Source organism: Catellatospora sp. NPDC049133, from assembly GCF_040648455.1.
In the GTDB taxonomy this organism is placed as follows: domain Bacteria; phylum Actinomycetota; class Actinomycetes; order Mycobacteriales; family Micromonosporaceae; genus Catellatospora; species Catellatospora aurea.
The window spans coordinates 179087-196161 of sequence record NZ_JBEZDT010000004.1 but is presented as its reverse complement, the minus strand read 5'-3'; the positions used below and the strand labels follow the sequence as shown (position 1 = coordinate 196161).

Genomic DNA, 17075 nt, shown 5'->3' with positions numbered 1-17075 from the left:
CGTGGAGGAGTTACTTTTGAAGGTCTCCATAATTAGTAACATGGCAACGCGGTGCGCAAAAGGGGGCCGGTGGTGACCGAACAGCTCGCAGGTGGGGATCTCTCGCGGTTGCGGCAGCTCAACGCCCTTGCGGTGGTGCACGTGCTGCGCGGCCGGCCGGCGCTGACGCTGACCGAGCTGTCGCGCGACACGGGCCTGTCCCGGCCCTCCACCGAGGACGTGGTGCTGCAGCTGCAGAGCCAGGGCTGGCTGGAGGAGGTGCAGCCCGCGCCCGGGGTGATGGGCCGCCCGGCCCGCCGCTACCGGTTCCGCGCCGACGCCGGCCGGGTGCTCGGCGTCGACATCGGCGGGCACACCATCCGGGTGCTGGCCGCCGACCTGGACGGCGAGGTCGGGCACACGGTGCGCGTGCCCGTGGCGATCACCGCGGGCCGGGCCGAGCGCCTGCGCGCGGTCGACGCGGCCGTCGAGCAGTGCCTGTCCGCGGCCGGGTTGACCGGCGCGGACATCTGGGCGACCACGGTCGGCACCAGCGGTTTGGTCGACGCCGCCGGCCGGGTCGTGCTGTCGGTGGCGTTCCCGGAGTGGACCGGCGTGCAGCTGGCCCAGCACGTGGGGCGGCTGGTCGGCGGCACGGTGCTGGTGGAGAACGACAGCCGGCTGGCCGCGCTGGCCGAGACCTGGCGCGGGGTCGCCCGGTACGCCCAGCACGTGGTCTACCTGCTGGCGGGCCTGCGTACGGGCACCGGCCTGATCATCGACGGCAAGCTGCACCGGGGCTTCGCGCAGGCGGCGGGCGAGATCGGGGCGCTGCCCGAGCTGGGCTGGATCCGGGCGCAGGAGCATCTGCGCTCGTGGACCGGCGCGCCCGCCGGCACCGACCCCGACGACCTGGCCGGGTACGTGTTCGCGAGCGCCCGCGAGGGCGACCGCAAGGCGGTGGCCGTGGTCCGCCGCTACGCCAAGGAGCTGGCGCTGGGCGCGTCGGCGCTGGTCCTGGCGCTGGACCCGCAGCTGGTGGTGCTCGGTGGCGGCTTCTCCCGCTCGGCCGACGTGCTGCTCGAACCGTTGCGCCGGGAGATCGAGAAGCGCTGCGTACGCATCCCGGAGATCGTCACCTCGACGCTCGGCGACGAGTCGGTGGCGCTCGGCGCGGTGAAACTCTCGCTGGAACATCTGCAGGAGCACCTGTTCGACGTGCGCACCGGAGTGGCCGCACCCGTGCGACCAGGGCGTTGATGCATCGGCACGCAGAGCTGAAAACGGACCGGCGTCCACATTGCACGCCGGGAGTGCTACGGTGACCAGGTGACGCTGGTGGTGCAGGTCAACTCCAGCCCTCGCCGGAGCAGGCGGCTGCGCTAGCGGCGACGCTGCGGGCGTGCAACACCGCGGCGTCGCAGGTGGCCGTCGTGGCCCGCCAGTCCGGCGTGTACCGCAACTACGACCTGCGCAGGCACGTCTACCAGGCCGTCAAGGACGATTATCGGCTCGGTGCGCAGGCGGCCCAGCACGTCATCAAGAAGGTCAGCGACGCCTACAGGACGTTGAGAGCGAACATCAGGGCGGGGAGACCGACCTGGTCCACCGCGACGGCAGGTGGTTCCTCTATGCCAGCGTCGAGGCACCCGATCCGCAGCTGATCGATCCCGTCGGTTTTCTCGGCGTGGACATGGGCATCGCCAACATCGCCTACGACTCCGACGGCAATCGCCACGCCGGGACCCGCCTCAACGCCTACCGCCGCCGGCAACAACGACTGCGTGCCCGGCTGCAACGCAAAGGCACCAAATCGGCCAAGCGGCTGCTGGCCCGACACCGCCGTAAGGAAGCGCGGCACGCCGCGAACGTCAATCACATCATCGCCAAGACCATCGTGACCGAGGCTGCACGCACCGGCCGCGGCATCGCCGTCGAGAAGCTGACGGGGATCCGCGACCGGGTCCGGCTCCGAAAGCCCCAACGGGTCACACTCAGTTCATGGTCGTTCGGCCAGCTCGGCGCGTTCCTGACCTACAAAGCGTGCCGGGCAGGTGTACCGCTGGTCCACGTCGACCCGCGATACACCTCCCAGACCTGCAATCGGTGCGGGCACCGCGACAAACGCAACCGTCCCGACCAGGAAACATTCGCCTGTCGATCGTGCGGGGTCGTTGCCCGTGCCGATCACAATGCAGCCCTCAACATCGCCCGACGCGGCGTTGAGGACTGGGGCGCAGTCAATCGCCCGCACGCGGCCTGACCTCGCAGCCAGCGAGGAGGAGACCCGCAAACCCGGCCATCAGGGCCGGGTAGTTGACATGTGGAAAGCAGTGGCACGGGGGTGCGGTCGGTGTCGGTGACCAACAACGGCACGACGCTCTACCTGTGCGTCAAGGGCACCGGCCTGAACGTGCTCGGGCAGTTCTTCCTCAACACCGACAACAACACCGGCACCGGCTACAACGCCGCCGGTTGGACCAACCCGTCCGGCGGCGACTACATGCTGGAGAACGCCAACCTGTACGACCACGGCGGCAGCGGCTGGTCCTGGACCCCGCTGGGGGCGATGACGTTCGTCCGCAACGACACCGTCATCGAGGCCGCCGTACCGCTGGCGAGCGTGGGCCTCGCGCCCGGAGCCCAGTTCCGCCTCGGCTACATCAAGAACAACACCACCGACCGCCTCCCGGCAGCAACCGGCACCTTCCCCACGGTGACCCTGCTCAACTGACCCCGAAGGTCAAGAAGGGCACCTTCCTCCACGCATGGCGATGGGAAGGTGCCCTTCCTCGGGTCAGGCGCGGTGGCGGCCGGGGGGTGTCGCGGTCGCCGTCGCGAGGCCGGGGACCAGGGCGGGGTTCTCGTCCCGGTCCGGAGCGGACAGGCCGAACTCGTGGAAGCGGTCGCCGCGGGTGGGCTGGTCCGGTTCGGGCGTCGTCCGGTTGGTCGGGACCAGCAGGGCGACGATCACCGCGGCCGCGGCGACGGCGGCGAGCACCAGGAAACCGGTGGTGTAGCCGGCCGCGGTGGGCAGGCCGCCGGGCTGGGTGTGCGAGGTGACGATCGCGGCGACGACGGCGATGCCGATGGAGCCGCCGATGGTGCGGATGTTGGTGTTCATGCCGGTGGCGATGCCCGTCTGGGCGGGGTCGGCGCCCTGGACGATGAGGCTCGTCAGGGCCGCGTACGCGATGCCGAGCCCGAGCCCGAACACGGCGCCGCCGCCGGCGAGCTGCCACGGGGCGTCGTTGAGCAGACCGAAGCCGGCACACGCGGCGGAGATGAGCGCGGAGCCCGTGACCAGCTGCGCCTTGAACCCGACGGTGCGGTGGATCGGGCCGCTGACCAGTCCACCGACTGCCATGGCCACGAGCATGGGCAGGATCAGCAGGCCTGCCGCGGTGACCGATGCGCCGAAGCCGTATCCGGCGCTGGCCGGGGTCTCCAGGAACTGAGGCAGGAAGGTGAACGCGGCGATCATCGCGCCGCCGAACAGCAGGGCGACGGTGTTGGTGGTCAGCATCAGCGGCTGGCGCATCATCCGCATGTCGATCAGCGGGTTGGCGGTGCGCGTCTCGACGACGGCCCAGAGCGTGAAGCTCACCACGGCCAGTGCGAACAGCGCGATGGTCACGGGGGCGTCCCAGCCCCAGACCCGGCCCTGGCTGACCGGCAGCAGCAGTGCGAGCAGCCAGGTGGCCAGCAGGGCCGCGGCGGTCAGGTTGATCCGGCCGCCCGAGCGCACGGGTGACTCGGGGATGAACAGGCGGCACAGGATCGCGGTGGCGGTCACGACGATCGCGGGGATCCAGAACAGCCAGCGCCAGCCGAGCGCTTCGGTGATCGGTCCGGCCAGCACGGTGCCGAGTCCGCTGCCCACGGCGATCACGCCGGACAGGGCGCCGATCGCGGAAGGCACGCGGCGGGGTGCGAATTCGTCGCGGATGATGCCGAAGGCGAGGGGGAACACGGCGCCGCCGAGGCCCTGGATGACCCGTCCGGCGATGAGCACGCCGAGGTTCGGGGCGAGCGCGGCGACGACGTTGCCGACGGCGATCGCGATCAGCACGATGACCAGGCTGTGCTGCTTGCCGTTCAGGTCGCCGAGGCGGCCGAGGATGGGGGTGGCGACGGCGGCCGCCAGCAGCCAGGAGATCAGCACCCAGGAGACCGCGGACTGGGTCGTCGCGAGGTCGTGCTGGATCACCGGGAGCACGGGGCTGACCAGCGACTGCAGCATCGACAGGGAGATCGCGGCCAGCGCGAGCAGGCTGAAGGTGACGGTGGTGGAGCGGTCAGGAGAAGTTGCCATGGTGCGTGTCCTCATCTCGCGGCGGGGAGCGCTCGTCGGCGCATCGTCCGGCCGCGGATATACTGAGAGTGGTCCTCCACATATCCGGAGGGTTACTATCACTATAGTGATAGCCGGTCTCCGTTTGCAAACGCGATGAGGGGAAGGACACCGTGAACGACCTGGCCCGGCTCAGGACACCCCGGCCGCACCGTGCCGACGCCGGACGCAACTTCGACGCGATCCTGGCCGCGGCGCGTACGGCGTTCACCGAGCTGGGTGCGGACGCGCCGCTGGACGAGATCGCCCGGCGGGCCGGGGTCGGCATCGCCACCCTCTACCGCAACTTTCCCACGCGTGAGCAGCTCATCGAGAACGTCTACATCACCGAGGTGGAGGCGGTCGCCCAGGCCGCGGTCGACGGCGCGAGCCTCGACCCGTGGGGGGGTCTGACCAGGTGGCTGCGCCGCTATGTCGACTACGTCGGGGCCAAGCGGGCGCTGATCACCGGACTGAACCGCGACTCGGCGACCTTCCAGGCCTGCCGCGACGAACTGTTCGCGGCGGGAAGCCCGCTGCTGGAAAGGGCCCAGCGGGACGGCGCGGTGCGCCCCGACGTGACCATCGTCGACGTCATGTGGCTGGTCAGTGGGGTCGCGGGAGTGGGCGGCGATCCTGACCGGCGTGAGAAGGTGCTGGCGGTGGCGCTCGACGGCCTTCGTTTCACGGGCGGCGACAAGCCCTAGCAGGCCCATCCGGAACGGGCGTCGAGCGGCGGCCGACAGGTGATCGCGGCAGGCCCGGCTACCAGGCCGAGCAGAGAATCTCCGCGGTCATCGCGGGATCGGGGGCGCGTCCCAGTCCGCGTGTCTGGCCATCGCTCGCAGGGCCACCCGGGCGGGGGTCAGCCGCATGACGGTGTTGCGCAGTCTCACGGCCACGGGGTTCGTCAGCTGCTGGCCGATCCGGCCGATCTGCGTGGCGGCGCGGGCGACCTGCTGCGACCGGGGACGTCGCTGCCGGTCGTATTCGGCCAGTGCGGCGGGGATGTCGTCCTCGGGTCCGCAGAGCGCGGCGAGCACCACCGCGTCCTCGATGGCCTGGTTGGCCCCCTGCCCCAGGTTCGGCGTCATGGCGTGCGCGGCGTCGCCGAGCAGTGCCACGTTGCCGTGTACATAGGACGGCAGGGCAGTGCCGAGATGGCGCAGGTCGGTGCGGATCACCGTGGCCGGGTCGGTGGCATCGAGCAAGCTGGGCACGGGAGCGTGCCAGTCGCCGAAGCGTGCCCGGACGGCCGCCATCTCGTCGTCGACGCGGAAGCCGGCGGGGGCGTTGACGGCGGCGAACCAGTAGATCCGGCCGTCGCCGAGCGGGACGGTGCCGAACTCGGCACCGGGTCCCCAGCTGATCGCGGCGGCGCGTTCACCGGTCCAGGGTCCGGTGACGCCGAGCCATGCCGTCGAGCCGGAGTGGACCGGCTCCGGGTGATCGGGCCACAGCTGTGCGCGTACCGCGCTGTCGATGCCGTCCGCGGCCGCCACGAGCGCGGCCTGCGCGGTCACCGTCCTGCCCTCGTACTGGTAGACGACGTGATGCCCGACGTCGGACTGTCGGGCGAGTCCCGTCACCTGCGCTCCGGTGACGATCGTCCCGGCAGGCAGTGCCGCGCGCAGGATCTCGTGCAGCGACGCCCGGTGGATGCCCAGCGCGGTGGTGCCCAGCAGCCGGGTCATCTCTTCCGCGTCGATACGCGAGATCCAGCGGCCGGACGAGGTGCGGGTGCCGCCCGGCGCGTCGGCCTGTCCGGCGGCCCGGACGGCGTCGCCGACACCGAGCGCGTCGAGCCCGCGCAGGCCGTTGGCCATCAGGGTCAGGCCCGCGCCGACCTCGCCGAAGGCGGTCGCCCGCTCCAGCACGGTGACCTGCCGGCCGCGCCGGTGCAGTCCGATGGCCGCGCACAGCCCGCCGATGCCCGCGCCGATGACGATCGCGTCCATGCCACTCCTCTTCTACACCTGTAGAAAGGGCATACTACAGGCGTAGAAAGCGAGGGTCCACGTGGTCACCCGGTACGCCGTCATCACCGACGCCGCCATCGCGCTCGTCGCCGAGCAGGGCATGCGCGGCCTGACCCACCGGGCGGTCGACGCGCGCGCGGCACTTCCGGCGGGCACGACCTCCGCGTACTACCGGACCCGCAAGGCCCTGATCGAGGCGCTCGTGCAGCGGCTCGCCGACCTCGACGCGGCCGACCTTTCGGCGGGCAGCCTGCCGAGCGACGACGTGCCGGCATACGCCCCGGAACTGAGCGAGGCGGACCTGGACGGGATCGCGGCCGCGACCGGCGCGCTGCTGGACCGGTGGCTCACCGACGGGCGCAGCCGTGCCCTGGCCCGGTACGCCTGCGTGCTCGAAGCGACCCACCATCCGGAGCTGCGTGACATCCTCGGCCACGGCACCGCTTCACGCGTGCAGGCGCGCGCCATGCTGGCCGCCGCGGGTGCCGCGGACCCGGACCGGGCCGGCGACCATTTCGTGGCCTTTGTGGACGGGCTGCTGTTCGACCGCCTCGCCGGGGCGGGCGCACTGACGGCCCCGCCGCCCGGCACCCCCGAGAGCCGGACCGACCTCACCACCGCCGTACGATCCCTCCTCCACGCCCTCACCACCACCCCACCCGCCCACCACCAGCCCCGACGCGAGCGCCGCGCAGCGCGCGGTTAAGAAGGTGCCCTTCCTCTACGTATACCGATAAGAAGGTGCCCTTCCTTCGAGGGCGGCGGGGCGGGTGGGGGATCGGTACGATGCGCACCGTGATCTCGATCCGGCCGCTGGAGCGCATCCGTGTTCTGCTCGTGCTGACTTTGGCGGCGATGCTGGCGAGTCAGCTGCTCGCTGACGGCGTGCTTGCCGGCAGTCTGTGGGAAGGGCCGTTGCGGGCGGCCGCGCCGCTGGGCGGACTCGGCGTGCTGGTCTTCATGTTCATCCGCCGTTCCGGGAGCGCCGCGGCGTTCACCGTGACGGGGCAGGCGTTCGTCACGTCGTCGCACATGTCGCGGCTGCTGGGCTTCGGGCTGCTGCTCGTGTCGGGCCGCACCGCCTTCGGTGAGTGGGACGGTCACGGACCCGGCATGACACTGCTGATCACGACATCCGTCGTGTGCGTCACGGTCGTCGCGGTGCTGATCTGGCGCGGCCTGCCCGCGCTGGAACTGCGTGCCGAAGGCATCAGGCTGACCGGACCCGGCGGCGCGGACATCCCCTGGGAGGCGCTGACTCCCGGATTCCCGCACCGTCCCGCGCCGTCGAGCTGGAGTCTCGCGCTGACCGTCGCCCGGCCCGATCTCCTGCCCGCGCGTATGCGCGGCCGAGCCTTCATGCCGCTCGGCTGGGACACCCACCCGTATCTCGTGGTGGACGCGATCAGGTGGTACGTCGACCACCCCGAAGACCGTGCCCGCATCGGCACCCAGGACGAACACGACCGGCTCGTATCGGCGCTCGACCGGGTGTGACGCCTGCGGCGGCCGCGACGCCGACGTGAAGAACCGCCTGCCCACCGGTCGATCGGCGGGCAGGCGGTGCACGGGATACGGGTCAGGCCGCGCCGAAGGTGACGGTCAGCGTGGGCTTGTTGGTGTACTCCCGGCTGTGCAGGCGCTGCTCGTATCCGGCTGCGCCCTCGGTGTTGTCGCGGATCTGCAGGCCGTGGTTGCCGTCGGTGTACAGGCCGGCGACCTGTGCGGTGACGGTCCACTCCACCCAGCCCTTGACCGCGGGCACGGTGGCCGAGGTGCCGGTCGTCGCGGGCTGGTTGCGCCAGGTGACACCGGTCTCGGTCCACGCCCCGGCGAGCCGAACCGCCCGCAGCGTGCGGGTGCCGGCGACCGAGGACACGTACATCCGCAGCTTCGCGTTCGTGACCTTGCAACCGGCGGGCAGGCTCGGCAGTGCGAAGTGCACCAGCGTACGCGCGTCGGCGTTGGCCTTGCTGCGGACCTTGAGGATCGTGTCCTTGGCGTAGTTCGTCGTGGGCCAGCTCGTCGTGATCCACGAGTCGTAGTCGGCGGTCCGGGTCGCCGTGCCCGCCGTGCAGCTCGCGGTGCCGTTGACGGTCACCGACGCCTGGTCGTCCTCGCCGGGCGCGCTGTTTCCGGGCGTCGAGTCCGCGTCGGCCGGGGACGCGGCGGTGACCTGCGCGGTGTTCGTCTTCTGGCCGGTGGTCGCGACCCTGGCGACGAGCTGGAGCGTCGCGTTCGCGGCGGCTGCCAGGCTGCCGACCGACCACATGCCGGTGGCCGCCGTGTACGTCCCCTGTGTCGCGGTCGCGGACACGAACGTCAGTCCCGACGGGAGCTGGTCGGTGACGGCCACGCCCGTGGCCCCGGCCGGTCCGGCGTTGGCGACCCGGACCGTGAAGGTGACATTGGAGCCGACCGGCACCGAGGCGGCCGAACCGGTCACCGTCAACGACAGGTCGGTCATCGGGGCCGGAGGCAGGCCCGCGCCCCAGTCGCGGGTGAAAACGTCGCGGTGGGCGTCGGAGTCGTCGGCGCTGAGATTGCGGGCCGGCGATTCGAACGCGATCAGCCTGCCGTCGCCGGAGATCGACGGATTCGTGGAGCGCTCGTCGCCGCCCGGCCCGCCCGCCCCGGTCGCCCTGCTCACGAAGGTGGTGGTCGCGGACTGGAGGTCGCGGACGAACACGTCGGGGCACGGCCGGTTGGTGCCCTGCCCCGGGTCGTAGCAGGTGTCGAGGTCGTCGGCGCTGAGGTTCATGGCCCGCGACATGAACGCGACGTAGCGCCCGTCGGCGGAGATCGACGGGTCGAACGAGCGCAGCTCCGCCACGGCCCCGGCGGCCCCGTTGGCCCTGCTGGCGAGCGTGGTCCGGCCCTCCTGCGTATCGCGCACGTAGATGCTCTCGGTGTCGAACGAGTCGATGTCGTCGGCGCTGAGGTTGTACGCGTCGGAGACGAACGCGATGTGGCGGCCGTCGGCGGAGATCGACGGGCAGCTCGACGGCCCGCCCGAGGCGAGCGCGCCGTCGACGCCGTCGGCCCTGCTCACGTAGCTCGCCGTGCCGGTCTGCAGGTCGTACACGACGACGTCGAGGTAGCCGTTGTGGTCATCGATCGAGATGCCGTCGGTCTCGAAGGCGACCTTGCGCCCGTCGGCGGAGATCGCCGGACCGCAGGGCCCGATCCGGTAGATGGGCGCGTTGCCGATGTACACGGTGGTGCCGGCCTGGAGGTCGCGGACGAAGAAGTCGGTGCACGGGTGCGGGCCGCCCCCGTCGATGTAGCACTCGTCCTCGTCCTCGGTGCTGAGGTTCGCCCCGCCGGAGGTGAAGGCCACTTTGGTCCCGTCCGCGGACACGGTCGGGTAGTACGAGCTGCCGTCGGAGGCGGCGCCCTGCGCGCCGTTCGCCCTGCTGACGAACGTGGTCGTGCCGGCCTGGAGGTCGCGGAGGAAGATGTTCGAGCACGGCTCGGGCAGGCCCCAGAACAGGGACATGCAGGTGTCCTCGTCCTGCGTGCTCAGGTTTGCGGCGGTCGAGCTGAACGCGACGTAGCGGCCGTCTGCGGAGATCGACGGATCCGTGGACGGGCCGTTCGAGGCCGCTCCGTTCGCGCCGTCGCCGCGGCTGACGTAGGTCGTCGTGCCCGTGGTCAGGTCGCGGACGAAGATGTTGGTGTGGTTGTCGGCGTCGGCGTCGCTGAGGTTGTCGGCGTCGGAGGCGAAGGCCACGTAGCGGCCGTCGGCGGAGAATGACGGGGCCGAGGAGTCACCGTTTCCGGCCGTGCCGGTGGTGGCACGGCTGACCAGGGCGGTGTCGTACGTGGCGGCCCACGCCGGGCTGCCTGGCACGGCCACCAGCGACGCCGCCAGGACCGCGAGCGAGACGCCCACCGGCAGCCTGCGCCGCAGCGCGACCCCGGGATGTTGTCCTCCGGCGCGAGGCACCCGCGACCTGCCTGCGGGTTTCGTAAGTGACATAGGGCTGCTCCGTTCAGTCCATGCGGCGTCCACGCGCATGGACGGGCGTGGTTCGGCCCGCTCGCTATCGGCGAGCCCGCACGCAGAGTAATTGACCGATAACCGAACGTGGCAGCGACACTCTCTGGCTGCTCGTAGCCCTGACCAGCCGCGATGCGAAGCGGGCACCCGAGGGACCGTTCGTTTCCCGTAGCGTCGAGGTTCGGGCAGACGCCGCGCCGATGTCCGCGGCCCTGGCCGTGAGCAGCGAAGACACCCGAGCCTGGTTAAGAAGGTGCCCTTCCTCTACGTATGGCGATGGGAAGGTGCCCTTCCTTACGCGGAGTCGCGGGGGACGAGTTCGGTGGCGAGGACGACGTTCTCGACGGTGTCGGCGCCGTCGATCAGTTCCAGCAGGAGGCGGACGGTCTCCGTGGCGACCTGTTCCAGCGGCTGGCGGACCGTGGTCAGCTTCGGGTGGGTGGACCCGGCGATGGCGGAGTCGTCGAAGCCGCCCACGGCGACGTCCTCGGGGACGCGGCGGCCGCGTTCGCGCAGGACGGCCAGGGCCCCGGCGGCCATCAGGTCGGAGCCGACGAAAACGGCGTCGAGGTCGGGGACGCGGTCGAGCAGTTCACGCATGGCGGCCTCGCCGCTGTGGCGGGAGTAGTCGCCGTGGGCGATGAGCTTCTTGACCGCCTTGCGGCCGAGCACGTCGCAGAAGCCTTCGAGCCGGTTGAGCCCGCCGGGGGTGTCGAGCGGGCCCGTGATCGTGGCGATCTTCTTACGCCCCTGGTCGACGAGGTACTGCGCCATCTGGCGGGCGCCCTCGCGATCGTCGGCGGCGGCGTACGGGATCACGCCCTCGCGGCCGAGGACCGCGCCGCAGGCCACGGCCGGGATGGACAGGCCTTCCAGTTCGCCGAGCAGCGGGTCGCCGGAGTGCGCCGACAGCAGCAGCACCCCGTCGGCGTGACCACCGCGCAAGTAGCGGACCACCCGCTCGCGGTCGCCGTCGTCGCCCGCGACCATCATGACCAGGGCGACGTCGCGCTGCGCCAGCCGCCGGGTCGCGACCCGCAGCAGGACGCTGAAGTTCGGGTCCTCGAACAGCTTCTCCTGCGGCTCGCTCAGCACCATGACCACGGTGCCGGTGCGCTGGGTGACCAGGCTGCGCGCGGCGCGGTTGACGACGTATCCGGTCTCGGCGACGGCGCGGCGGACGGCGGCGAGCGCGGCGGTGCTCACGTACGGGTCGCCGTTGAGGGCACGGGACACCGTGCCCCGGGAGACTCCCGAGGCACGGGCCACGTCGTGGATCGTGGGACGCCGCTTGTTGGTCACAGGCATCAGGATTTCACAGACCCGCCGGACAGGTCCGTTCGCCAGTACCTCTGCATGGTCAGGAACAGCGCGATCAGGGGGATGATCGACAGCAGGGCGCCGGTGATGACGAGGTTGTACAGGGCTGGCTGGTTGGCCCCGGTGGCCAGCAGCGTGTACAGGCCGACGGTGAGCGGGAAGCGCTCGTCGTCGGCGAGCATGATGAACGGCAGCAGGAAGTTGTTCCAGATCGCCACGAACTGGAACAGGAAGATCGTCACCATGCCGGGCAGCATCAGCGGCGCCGCCACCACCCGCAGCAGCCGGTGCTCGCCCGCACCGTCGATGCGCCCGGCCTCCAGCAGCGCGTCCGGGATCGCCGCGGCGGCGTAGATGCGGGCCAGGTAGATGCTGTACGGGTGCAGGATGCTGGGCAGCAGCACCGCCCAGTACGTGTTGGCGAGCCCGGCCTTGGCCAGCAGCAGGTACTGCGGCACCGCGAGCACCACCGCGGGGACCAGGATGCCGCCGATCAGCACCGTGAAGATCGCGTCGCGGCCGAAGAACCGGAACTTCGCCAGGGCGTACCCGGCCAGCACCGACACGGCCGTGGACAGCAGCGCGCCGACGCCGGCGTACAGCGCGGTGTTGGCCATCCACTGCCAGAAGATCCCGTCCCGGTACGCGGACAGGTCGGCGATGTTGTCGAACAGGCCGGTGCCCGGTGCGAACGCGTTGGTGGTGAACAGCTCCCCGCGCGTCTTGGTCGACGCGGCGAGCACCCAGCAGACCGGCAGCAGGCAGTACAGCGCCCCGAGCAGCAGCACCGCGGTGGGCGCGAGACCCAGCGGCCTGCGTACCCCCTTGGTCGTCATCTTTCCTCCCCGAAGGCCTGGCGGCGCACCAGGCGCATGAACAGCAGCGACGGCACCACCGAGATCGCGGCGATGACCAGCGAGGTGGCGGCGGCGCTGTAGAGGTCGCCGGTGACGAACGCGTCGCGGTACACCTTCATCAGCGGGCTCCAGGTGGAGCTGACCGCGTTCGAGATGGGCCGCAGCGTCATCGGCTCGGTGAACACCTGGATCGTCGCGATGATGGAGAACACCGTGGTCAGCACGATCGCCGGGGCCAGGATCGGCACCTTGACCCGCAGCGCGATGGCGAGTTCGCCCGCGCCGTCGATGCGGGCGGCTTCGTAGTAGTCGCGGGGGATGGCCCGCAGCTGGGTGTAGAGGACCAGCATGTTGAAGCCGGTGCCGCCCCAGATCGCCACGTTGACCATGGAGAACATGACGGTGCTCGGGCTGAGCAGGTCCACGTTGTCGAACCCGAAGGCGCGCAGCGTGGCGTGGATCGGGCTGAGGCTGGGCAGGTAGAGGAAGCCCCAGAGCAGGGTGGCGACCACGCCTGGGACCGCGTACGGCAGGAAGATCGCGATGCGGGAGAAGCGGGCCAGCCGCACCCGCGCCGAGTCCAGCAGCAGCGCGAACACCAGCGCGAGGCCGAGCATCAGGACCAGGACCAGGGTGGCGTATCCGAGCACGCGCAGCCATCCTGCCCAGAACTCCCCGTCGGCCACGGCCGTGCGGTAGTTGTCGAGGCCGACGAAGATCTCGGTGCGCGACTTGCGGCCCAGGCCCAGCCCGGAGAACTTCACCTGGCGCAGGCTCAGGTAGGCGGTGTACCCGATCGGCGCGGCGATGAACAGGGTGAACAGCACCACCGCGGGGAACAGGTAGAGGTAGGGGGTGGCGCCCGCGCGATGTGCGCGGGCGCCCCGGTGTGCCTTGGTCATTCGCTCAGCTCGCCAGCGTGAAGCCGGACTTCTTCATGTCGGCGACGGTCGCGTCGTGCATCGCGCCCAGCGCGTCCGTGAAGGAGGACTTGTTCTGCAGCGCCTTGTCGAAGGCGTCCTTGTACGCGCTGTACGCGACGTTCACGTTGGGGCCGAAGGTGAAGCCCCGCGCGGTGCCGGCGATGGTGGTCGCCTGCTGCCAGAAGTCGGTCTGGTTGGCGAAGTACTCCGGCGCGGTGGTCATCAGGGACTGGCCGCTCTTGGCCGCCGGGTAGATCGCGGCCTCCTTGATGAGCAGGTCGAGGGCCTTGGCGTCGGTGTTCAGCCAGGACGCGAACTGCGCGGCGGCCTTCTTGTGCTTGCTGCCCTCGGCGATCGCGATCGACGAGCCGCCCCAGAAGCCGGAGTAGTTCTCCCCGGCGCTCCACTGCGGCAGCGGTGCGATGGCCCACTTGCCCTTGCCGTCGGGGGCGTTGCTGGTCAGCACACCGGGTGCCCAGACCGCGGACGCCCAGCTCAGGATCTTGCCGCCGTTGAGCGCCGCGTTCCACTCCGGCGTCCACGGGGCCTGCGTGTCGACGACGCCGTCCTTGGCCAGGCCGCCCCAGAAGTCGGCGACCTTCTTCGTCGCGTCGTCGTTGATGCCGACCTTCCAGGCCTCGCCGGTGATGGACCACCACTTGCCGCCGGCCTGCTGGGCGAGCCCGGCGAACCAGCCCGGGTCCTTGCTGGAGAAGCCGCCCAGGTAGACCGTCTTGTCCTTGGCGTGCACGGTGCGGGCCGCGGCCGCGTACTCGTCCCAGGTCTTCGGGACCGCGATGCCGTACTTGGTGAACAGGTCGGTGCGGTAGTAGAGCATCATCGGGCCGCTGTCCTGCGGCAGGCCGTAGACGCCGTCGGTGCCCAGGGTCACCAGGTTCCAGATGCCGTCGGAGAACTGGCCGCGCACGGCCTCGACCTCGCCCTTGATGTCGGCGACGGCCTCGGCGGCCACGAACGACGGCAGCATCTGGTACTCGGCCTGCACCAGGTCGGGCGCGGTGCCGGCCTTGGCCGCGGTCAGGAACTTCGCCGCCGCCTCGTCGCCGCCCGCCTGCTTGCTGACGGTGACCTTGATGTCGGGGTGCGCCGCGTTCCACACCGCCGCGATCTTGTCCATGTTGGGGGCCCAGGTCCAGAACGTCAGCTCGACCGGGCCGGTCTCCTGCGGGGTCTCCTCCTGCCCGCCGCTCGAACAGCCCGCTGCCAGGGCGCCGACCAGCACTGCGGACATCACCAACCTGAGCCGCTTCGTACGCATAGGTCCTCCGTCAAAGGCGAATTCTCTGTGAACGTTCACAGTGCGGCACAGTCTGCGCGCCACGTATCCAGCCCGTCAAGACCCCGTGTCCGAGGCGTTACACGCCCGCGGCGGCGCGCCGCGCGGTCCGCATGATCGTCCGACTTGCCTGGCAATTGTGTGTATCTTGAACGACTTTTCGCCCACCTGCCTGGCAAGTCGGGCGATCATGGGGGGACCGCGCGCCGAGCGGGGGCGGCGGGCTCTTTGCGGGACGGAGCGGGTCCGTTACTGTGCACGTTCACAGACGTGCCGTGGTTGTCAGGGGGAGTGGTGTCCGAGAGCGAACATGTGGTGCCGCGGTTGCGCGGGTTGGCCTTCGGCGGCGACTACAACCCGGAGCAGTGGCCGCGCGAGGTGCAGGAAGCCGACGTCGCGCTGATGCGGCAGGCCGGGGTCAACCTGGTCAGCCTCGGCATCTTCGCGTGGGCGCTGCTGGAACCGGAACAGGGCCGCTACGACTTCGGCTGGCTCGACGAGATCATCGACCGGCTGCACGCGGGCGGGGTCAGCGTCGACCTCGCCACGCCCAGCGCCGCCCCGCCCGCCTGGTTCGCGCGCAAGTATCCGCACACCCTGCCGGTCGACCGCGACGGCGTACGCATCGGCTTCGGCAGCCGGGAGACCGCCTGCCCCAGCTCACCCGAGTACCGGCACGCCACCGTGGAACTGGCCCACCGGCTCGCCGAGCACTACCGCGACCACCCGGGCGTGGTCATGTGGCACGTGCACAACGAGTACGGCGCGCCGCTCGGCGAGTGCTACTGCGAGACCAGCGTCCAGGCGTTCCGGGACTGGCTGCGCGAGACCTATCACGACCTCGACGCGCTCAACGCCGCCTGGGGCACCGCGTTCTGGAGCCAGCGCTACGGCGACTGGGACGAGATCGACGCCCCGCGCGCCAACCACACCGTGGTCAACCCGGCGCAGCGGCTCGACTTCGCCCGGTTCAGCTCCGCCGAGAACCTGGCCTGCTTCACCGCGCAGCGCGACGTGATCCGCGCGGCCACCCCGGACCTGCCGGTCACCACCAACTTCATGGTCACCAACTGCAAGTCGATGGACCTGTGGCGCTGGGCGCCGGAGGTCGATGTCGTCTCCAACGACCACTACCTCAACGCCGAGCAGCCCGACAACCACATCGACCTGGCCATGGCCGCCGACCTGAGCCGCTCGCTGGGCGGCGGCCGGCCGTGGCTGCTGATGGAGCACTCGACCGGCGCGGTCAGCTGGCAGCCCCGCAACATCGCCAAACGGCCGGGGGAGATGCGCCGCAACAGCCTCGCCCACGTGGCGCGGGGATCGGACTCGGTGCTGTTCTTCCAGTGGCGGGCCTCGCGGGCCGGGGCGGAGAAGTTCCACTCGGCGATGCTGCCGCACGCCGGCACCGACTCGGACCTGTGGCGCGAGGTGGTCGCGCTGGGCGGTGAGGTGGCCGGCCTTTCGGAGGTACGCGGTGCGCGGGTGGCCGCCGAGGTCGCCGTGGTCTGGGACTGGGAGTCCTGGTGGGCCCTCGATCTGGAGTGGCGGCCGAGCGTGGACCTGCGCTTCCGGGAGCGGGTCGAGGCGTACTACGCGGCGCTGTGGCGCGAGCACGCGACCGTCGACTTCGTGCATCCGGCGGCGGACCTGTCGGCGTACAAACTGATCGTCGCCCCCAGTGCCTATCTGCTCGGGGAGGCCGCGGCGAAGAACCTGCGGTGCTTCGTGGAGTCGGGCGGGCACCTGCTGGTGTCGTACTTCTCCGGGATCGTCGACGAGCACGATGCGGTGCACCCGGGGGCATACCCGGGCGTGCTGCGCGACGTCCTGGGACTGTCCGTCGAGGAGTTCCACCCGTTGCGCGAGCACGACACGGTCGCGCTGTCCGACGGAGGCACGGCCCGGGTCTGGTCGGAGCGGGTCCGCCCGGCCGGCGCGGTGACCGTCACCGAGTTCGCCACCGGTCCCGACGCCGGGCATCCCGCGGTCACCCGGCACGAGCTGGGACGCGGCACCGCCTGGTACGTCGCGACCAGCGTCGACGGGCTGCGGCCGCTGCTGTCGCAGGCCCTGGACACAGCCGGGGTGTCGCGCCCGCGCGGGCTGCCCGACACGGTAGAGGCCGTGCGCCGGGGTGGGTTCCTGTTCCTGCTCAACCACGGCGACGAGCCGGTCACCGTGCCGGACGTGTCGGGGGTGGACGTGCTCGACGGCACGGTCTTCACGGCGGAGGCCGCCGTCCCCGCGGGAGGCGTGCGGGTGATCGCCTCGAAGTGAGGGCGGTTTGTGGCCGATGTGTCTGTGAGCGTTCACATGTTCGCAACAGTCGCGTCGGCTGTCAACGGCGGCGTCGCCGGGTGTGTGCCCACCCGGCGGCGTCG

At 70.9% G+C, this 17075-nt stretch carries 15 protein-coding genes; 8 read left to right on the top strand and 7 right to left on the bottom strand.

Translation table 11 applies throughout. The annotated features are described in order from the left end of the window. Nucleotides 1–72: 72 nt before the first annotated feature. The 4 genes from AB0B35_RS06065 (at nucleotide 73) to AB0B35_RS06050 (ending at nucleotide 2713) form a co-directional block, all read left to right on the top strand. On the top strand, nucleotides 73–1239 hold the full coding sequence (locus tag AB0B35_RS06065; RefSeq protein ID WP_361041282.1) for an ROK family protein: 1167 nt from the start codon (nucleotides 73–75) through the stop codon (nucleotides 1237–1239). 173 nt (nucleotides 1240–1412) lie between these two features. Then, nucleotides 1413–1643: a hypothetical protein gene (locus AB0B35_RS06060; protein WP_361041590.1), complete on the top strand. Its 231-nt coding sequence runs from the start codon at nucleotides 1413–1415 to the stop codon at nucleotides 1641–1643. After that, nucleotides 1580–2242 (top strand): transposase, encoded by a 663-nt coding sequence (locus AB0B35_RS06055; protein ID WP_361041576.1) that lies wholly within the window; start codon nucleotides 1580–1582, stop codon nucleotides 2240–2242. Before AB0B35_RS06060 ends, AB0B35_RS06055 begins: the two co-directional genes overlap by 64 nt. A 90-nt stretch (nucleotides 2243–2332) precedes the next feature. After that, complete coding sequence (locus AB0B35_RS06050; RefSeq protein ID WP_361041280.1) at nucleotides 2333–2713, top strand: hypothetical protein; 381 nt, start codon at nucleotides 2333–2335, stop codon at nucleotides 2711–2713. 63 nt (nucleotides 2714–2776) lie between these two features. On the opposite strand, the gene AB0B35_RS06045 is transcribed toward AB0B35_RS06050, so the two are convergent. Then, the gene (locus AB0B35_RS06045) at nucleotides 2777–4294 is read right to left on the bottom strand and encodes an MFS transporter (protein WP_361041278.1); all 1518 of its coding nucleotides are present in this window, start codon (nucleotides 4292–4294) and stop codon (nucleotides 2777–2779) included. Between the two features lie 152 nt (nucleotides 4295–4446). On the opposite strand from AB0B35_RS06045, the gene AB0B35_RS06040 reads away from it, so the two are divergent. Further along, entirely contained in the window at nucleotides 4447–5019 is a 573-nt protein-coding gene (locus AB0B35_RS06040; RefSeq protein WP_361041275.1) for a helix-turn-helix domain-containing protein, read from the top strand. 87 nt (nucleotides 5020–5106) lie between these two features. On the opposite strand, the gene AB0B35_RS06035 is transcribed toward AB0B35_RS06040, so the two are convergent. Continuing rightward, complete coding sequence (locus tag AB0B35_RS06035; protein ID WP_361041272.1) at nucleotides 5107–6270, bottom strand: FAD-dependent monooxygenase; 1164 nt, start codon at nucleotides 6268–6270, stop codon at nucleotides 5107–5109. Nucleotides 6271–6331: 61 nt separating this feature from the next. On the opposite strand from AB0B35_RS06035, the gene AB0B35_RS06030 reads away from it, so the two are divergent. Beyond that, entirely contained in the window at nucleotides 6332–6997 is a 666-nt protein-coding gene (locus AB0B35_RS06030; RefSeq protein ID WP_361041269.1) for a TetR/AcrR family transcriptional regulator, read from the top strand. Nucleotides 6998–7086: 89 nt separating this feature from the next. After that, nucleotides 7087–7788: a hypothetical protein gene (locus tag AB0B35_RS06025; protein ID WP_361041266.1), complete on the top strand. Its 702-nt coding sequence runs from the start codon at nucleotides 7087–7089 to the stop codon at nucleotides 7786–7788. 82 nt (nucleotides 7789–7870) lie between these two features. On the opposite strand, the gene AB0B35_RS06020 is transcribed toward AB0B35_RS06025, so the two are convergent. From AB0B35_RS06020 to AB0B35_RS06000, 5 genes are all read right to left on the bottom strand, one after another. Further along, nucleotides 7871–10186: a DNRLRE domain-containing protein gene (locus tag AB0B35_RS06020; RefSeq protein WP_361041263.1), complete on the bottom strand. Its 2316-nt coding sequence runs from the start codon at nucleotides 10184–10186 to the stop codon at nucleotides 7871–7873. A 402-nt stretch (nucleotides 10187–10588) separates the two neighbouring features. Next, nucleotides 10589–11602 (bottom strand): LacI family DNA-binding transcriptional regulator, encoded by a 1014-nt coding sequence (locus AB0B35_RS06015; protein WP_361041260.1) that lies wholly within the window; start codon nucleotides 11600–11602, stop codon nucleotides 10589–10591. Then, on the bottom strand, nucleotides 11602–12450 hold the full coding sequence (locus AB0B35_RS06010) for a carbohydrate ABC transporter permease (RefSeq protein WP_361041257.1): 849 nt from the start codon (nucleotides 12448–12450) through the stop codon (nucleotides 11602–11604). The genes AB0B35_RS06015 and AB0B35_RS06010 overlap by 1 nt, the downstream gene beginning before the upstream one ends. Then, nucleotides 12447–13373: a sugar ABC transporter permease gene (locus tag AB0B35_RS06005; protein WP_361041255.1), complete on the bottom strand. Its 927-nt coding sequence runs from the start codon at nucleotides 13371–13373 to the stop codon at nucleotides 12447–12449. Before AB0B35_RS06005 ends, AB0B35_RS06010 begins: the two co-directional genes overlap by 4 nt. Nucleotides 13374–13377: 4 nt before the next feature. Next, complete coding sequence (locus AB0B35_RS06000; RefSeq protein WP_361041252.1) at nucleotides 13378–14673, bottom strand: sugar ABC transporter substrate-binding protein; 1296 nt, start codon at nucleotides 14671–14673, stop codon at nucleotides 13378–13380. Between the two features lie 312 nt (nucleotides 14674–14985). On the opposite strand from AB0B35_RS06000, the gene AB0B35_RS05995 reads away from it, so the two are divergent. Next, nucleotides 14986–16971 (top strand): beta-galactosidase, encoded by a 1986-nt coding sequence (locus AB0B35_RS05995; RefSeq protein ID WP_361041249.1) that lies wholly within the window; start codon nucleotides 14986–14988, stop codon nucleotides 16969–16971. The last annotated feature ends 104 nt before the right edge of the window (nucleotides 16972–17075 follow it).

Coding starts and splice junctions, on each gene's coding strand:
- AB0B35_RS06045 (WP_361041278.1), bottom strand. CDS start 4,294: ATGGCAACTTCTCCTGACCGCTCCACCACCGTCACCTTCAGCCTGCTC.
- AB0B35_RS06035 (WP_361041272.1), bottom strand. CDS start 6,270: ATGGACGCGATCGTCATCGGCGCGGGCATCGGCGGGCTGTGCGCGGCC.
- AB0B35_RS06015 (WP_361041260.1), bottom strand. CDS start 11,602: ATGCCTGTGACCAACAAGCGGCGTCCCACGATCCACGACGTGGCCCGT.
- AB0B35_RS06010 (WP_361041257.1), bottom strand. CDS start 12,450: ATGACGACCAAGGGGGTACGCAGGCCGCTGGGTCTCGCGCCCACCGCG.
- AB0B35_RS06005 (WP_361041255.1), bottom strand. CDS start 13,373: ATGACCAAGGCACACCGGGGCGCCCGCGCACATCGCGCGGGCGCCACC.
- AB0B35_RS06000 (WP_361041252.1), bottom strand. CDS start 14,673: ATGCGTACGAAGCGGCTCAGGTTGGTGATGTCCGCAGTGCTGGTCGGC.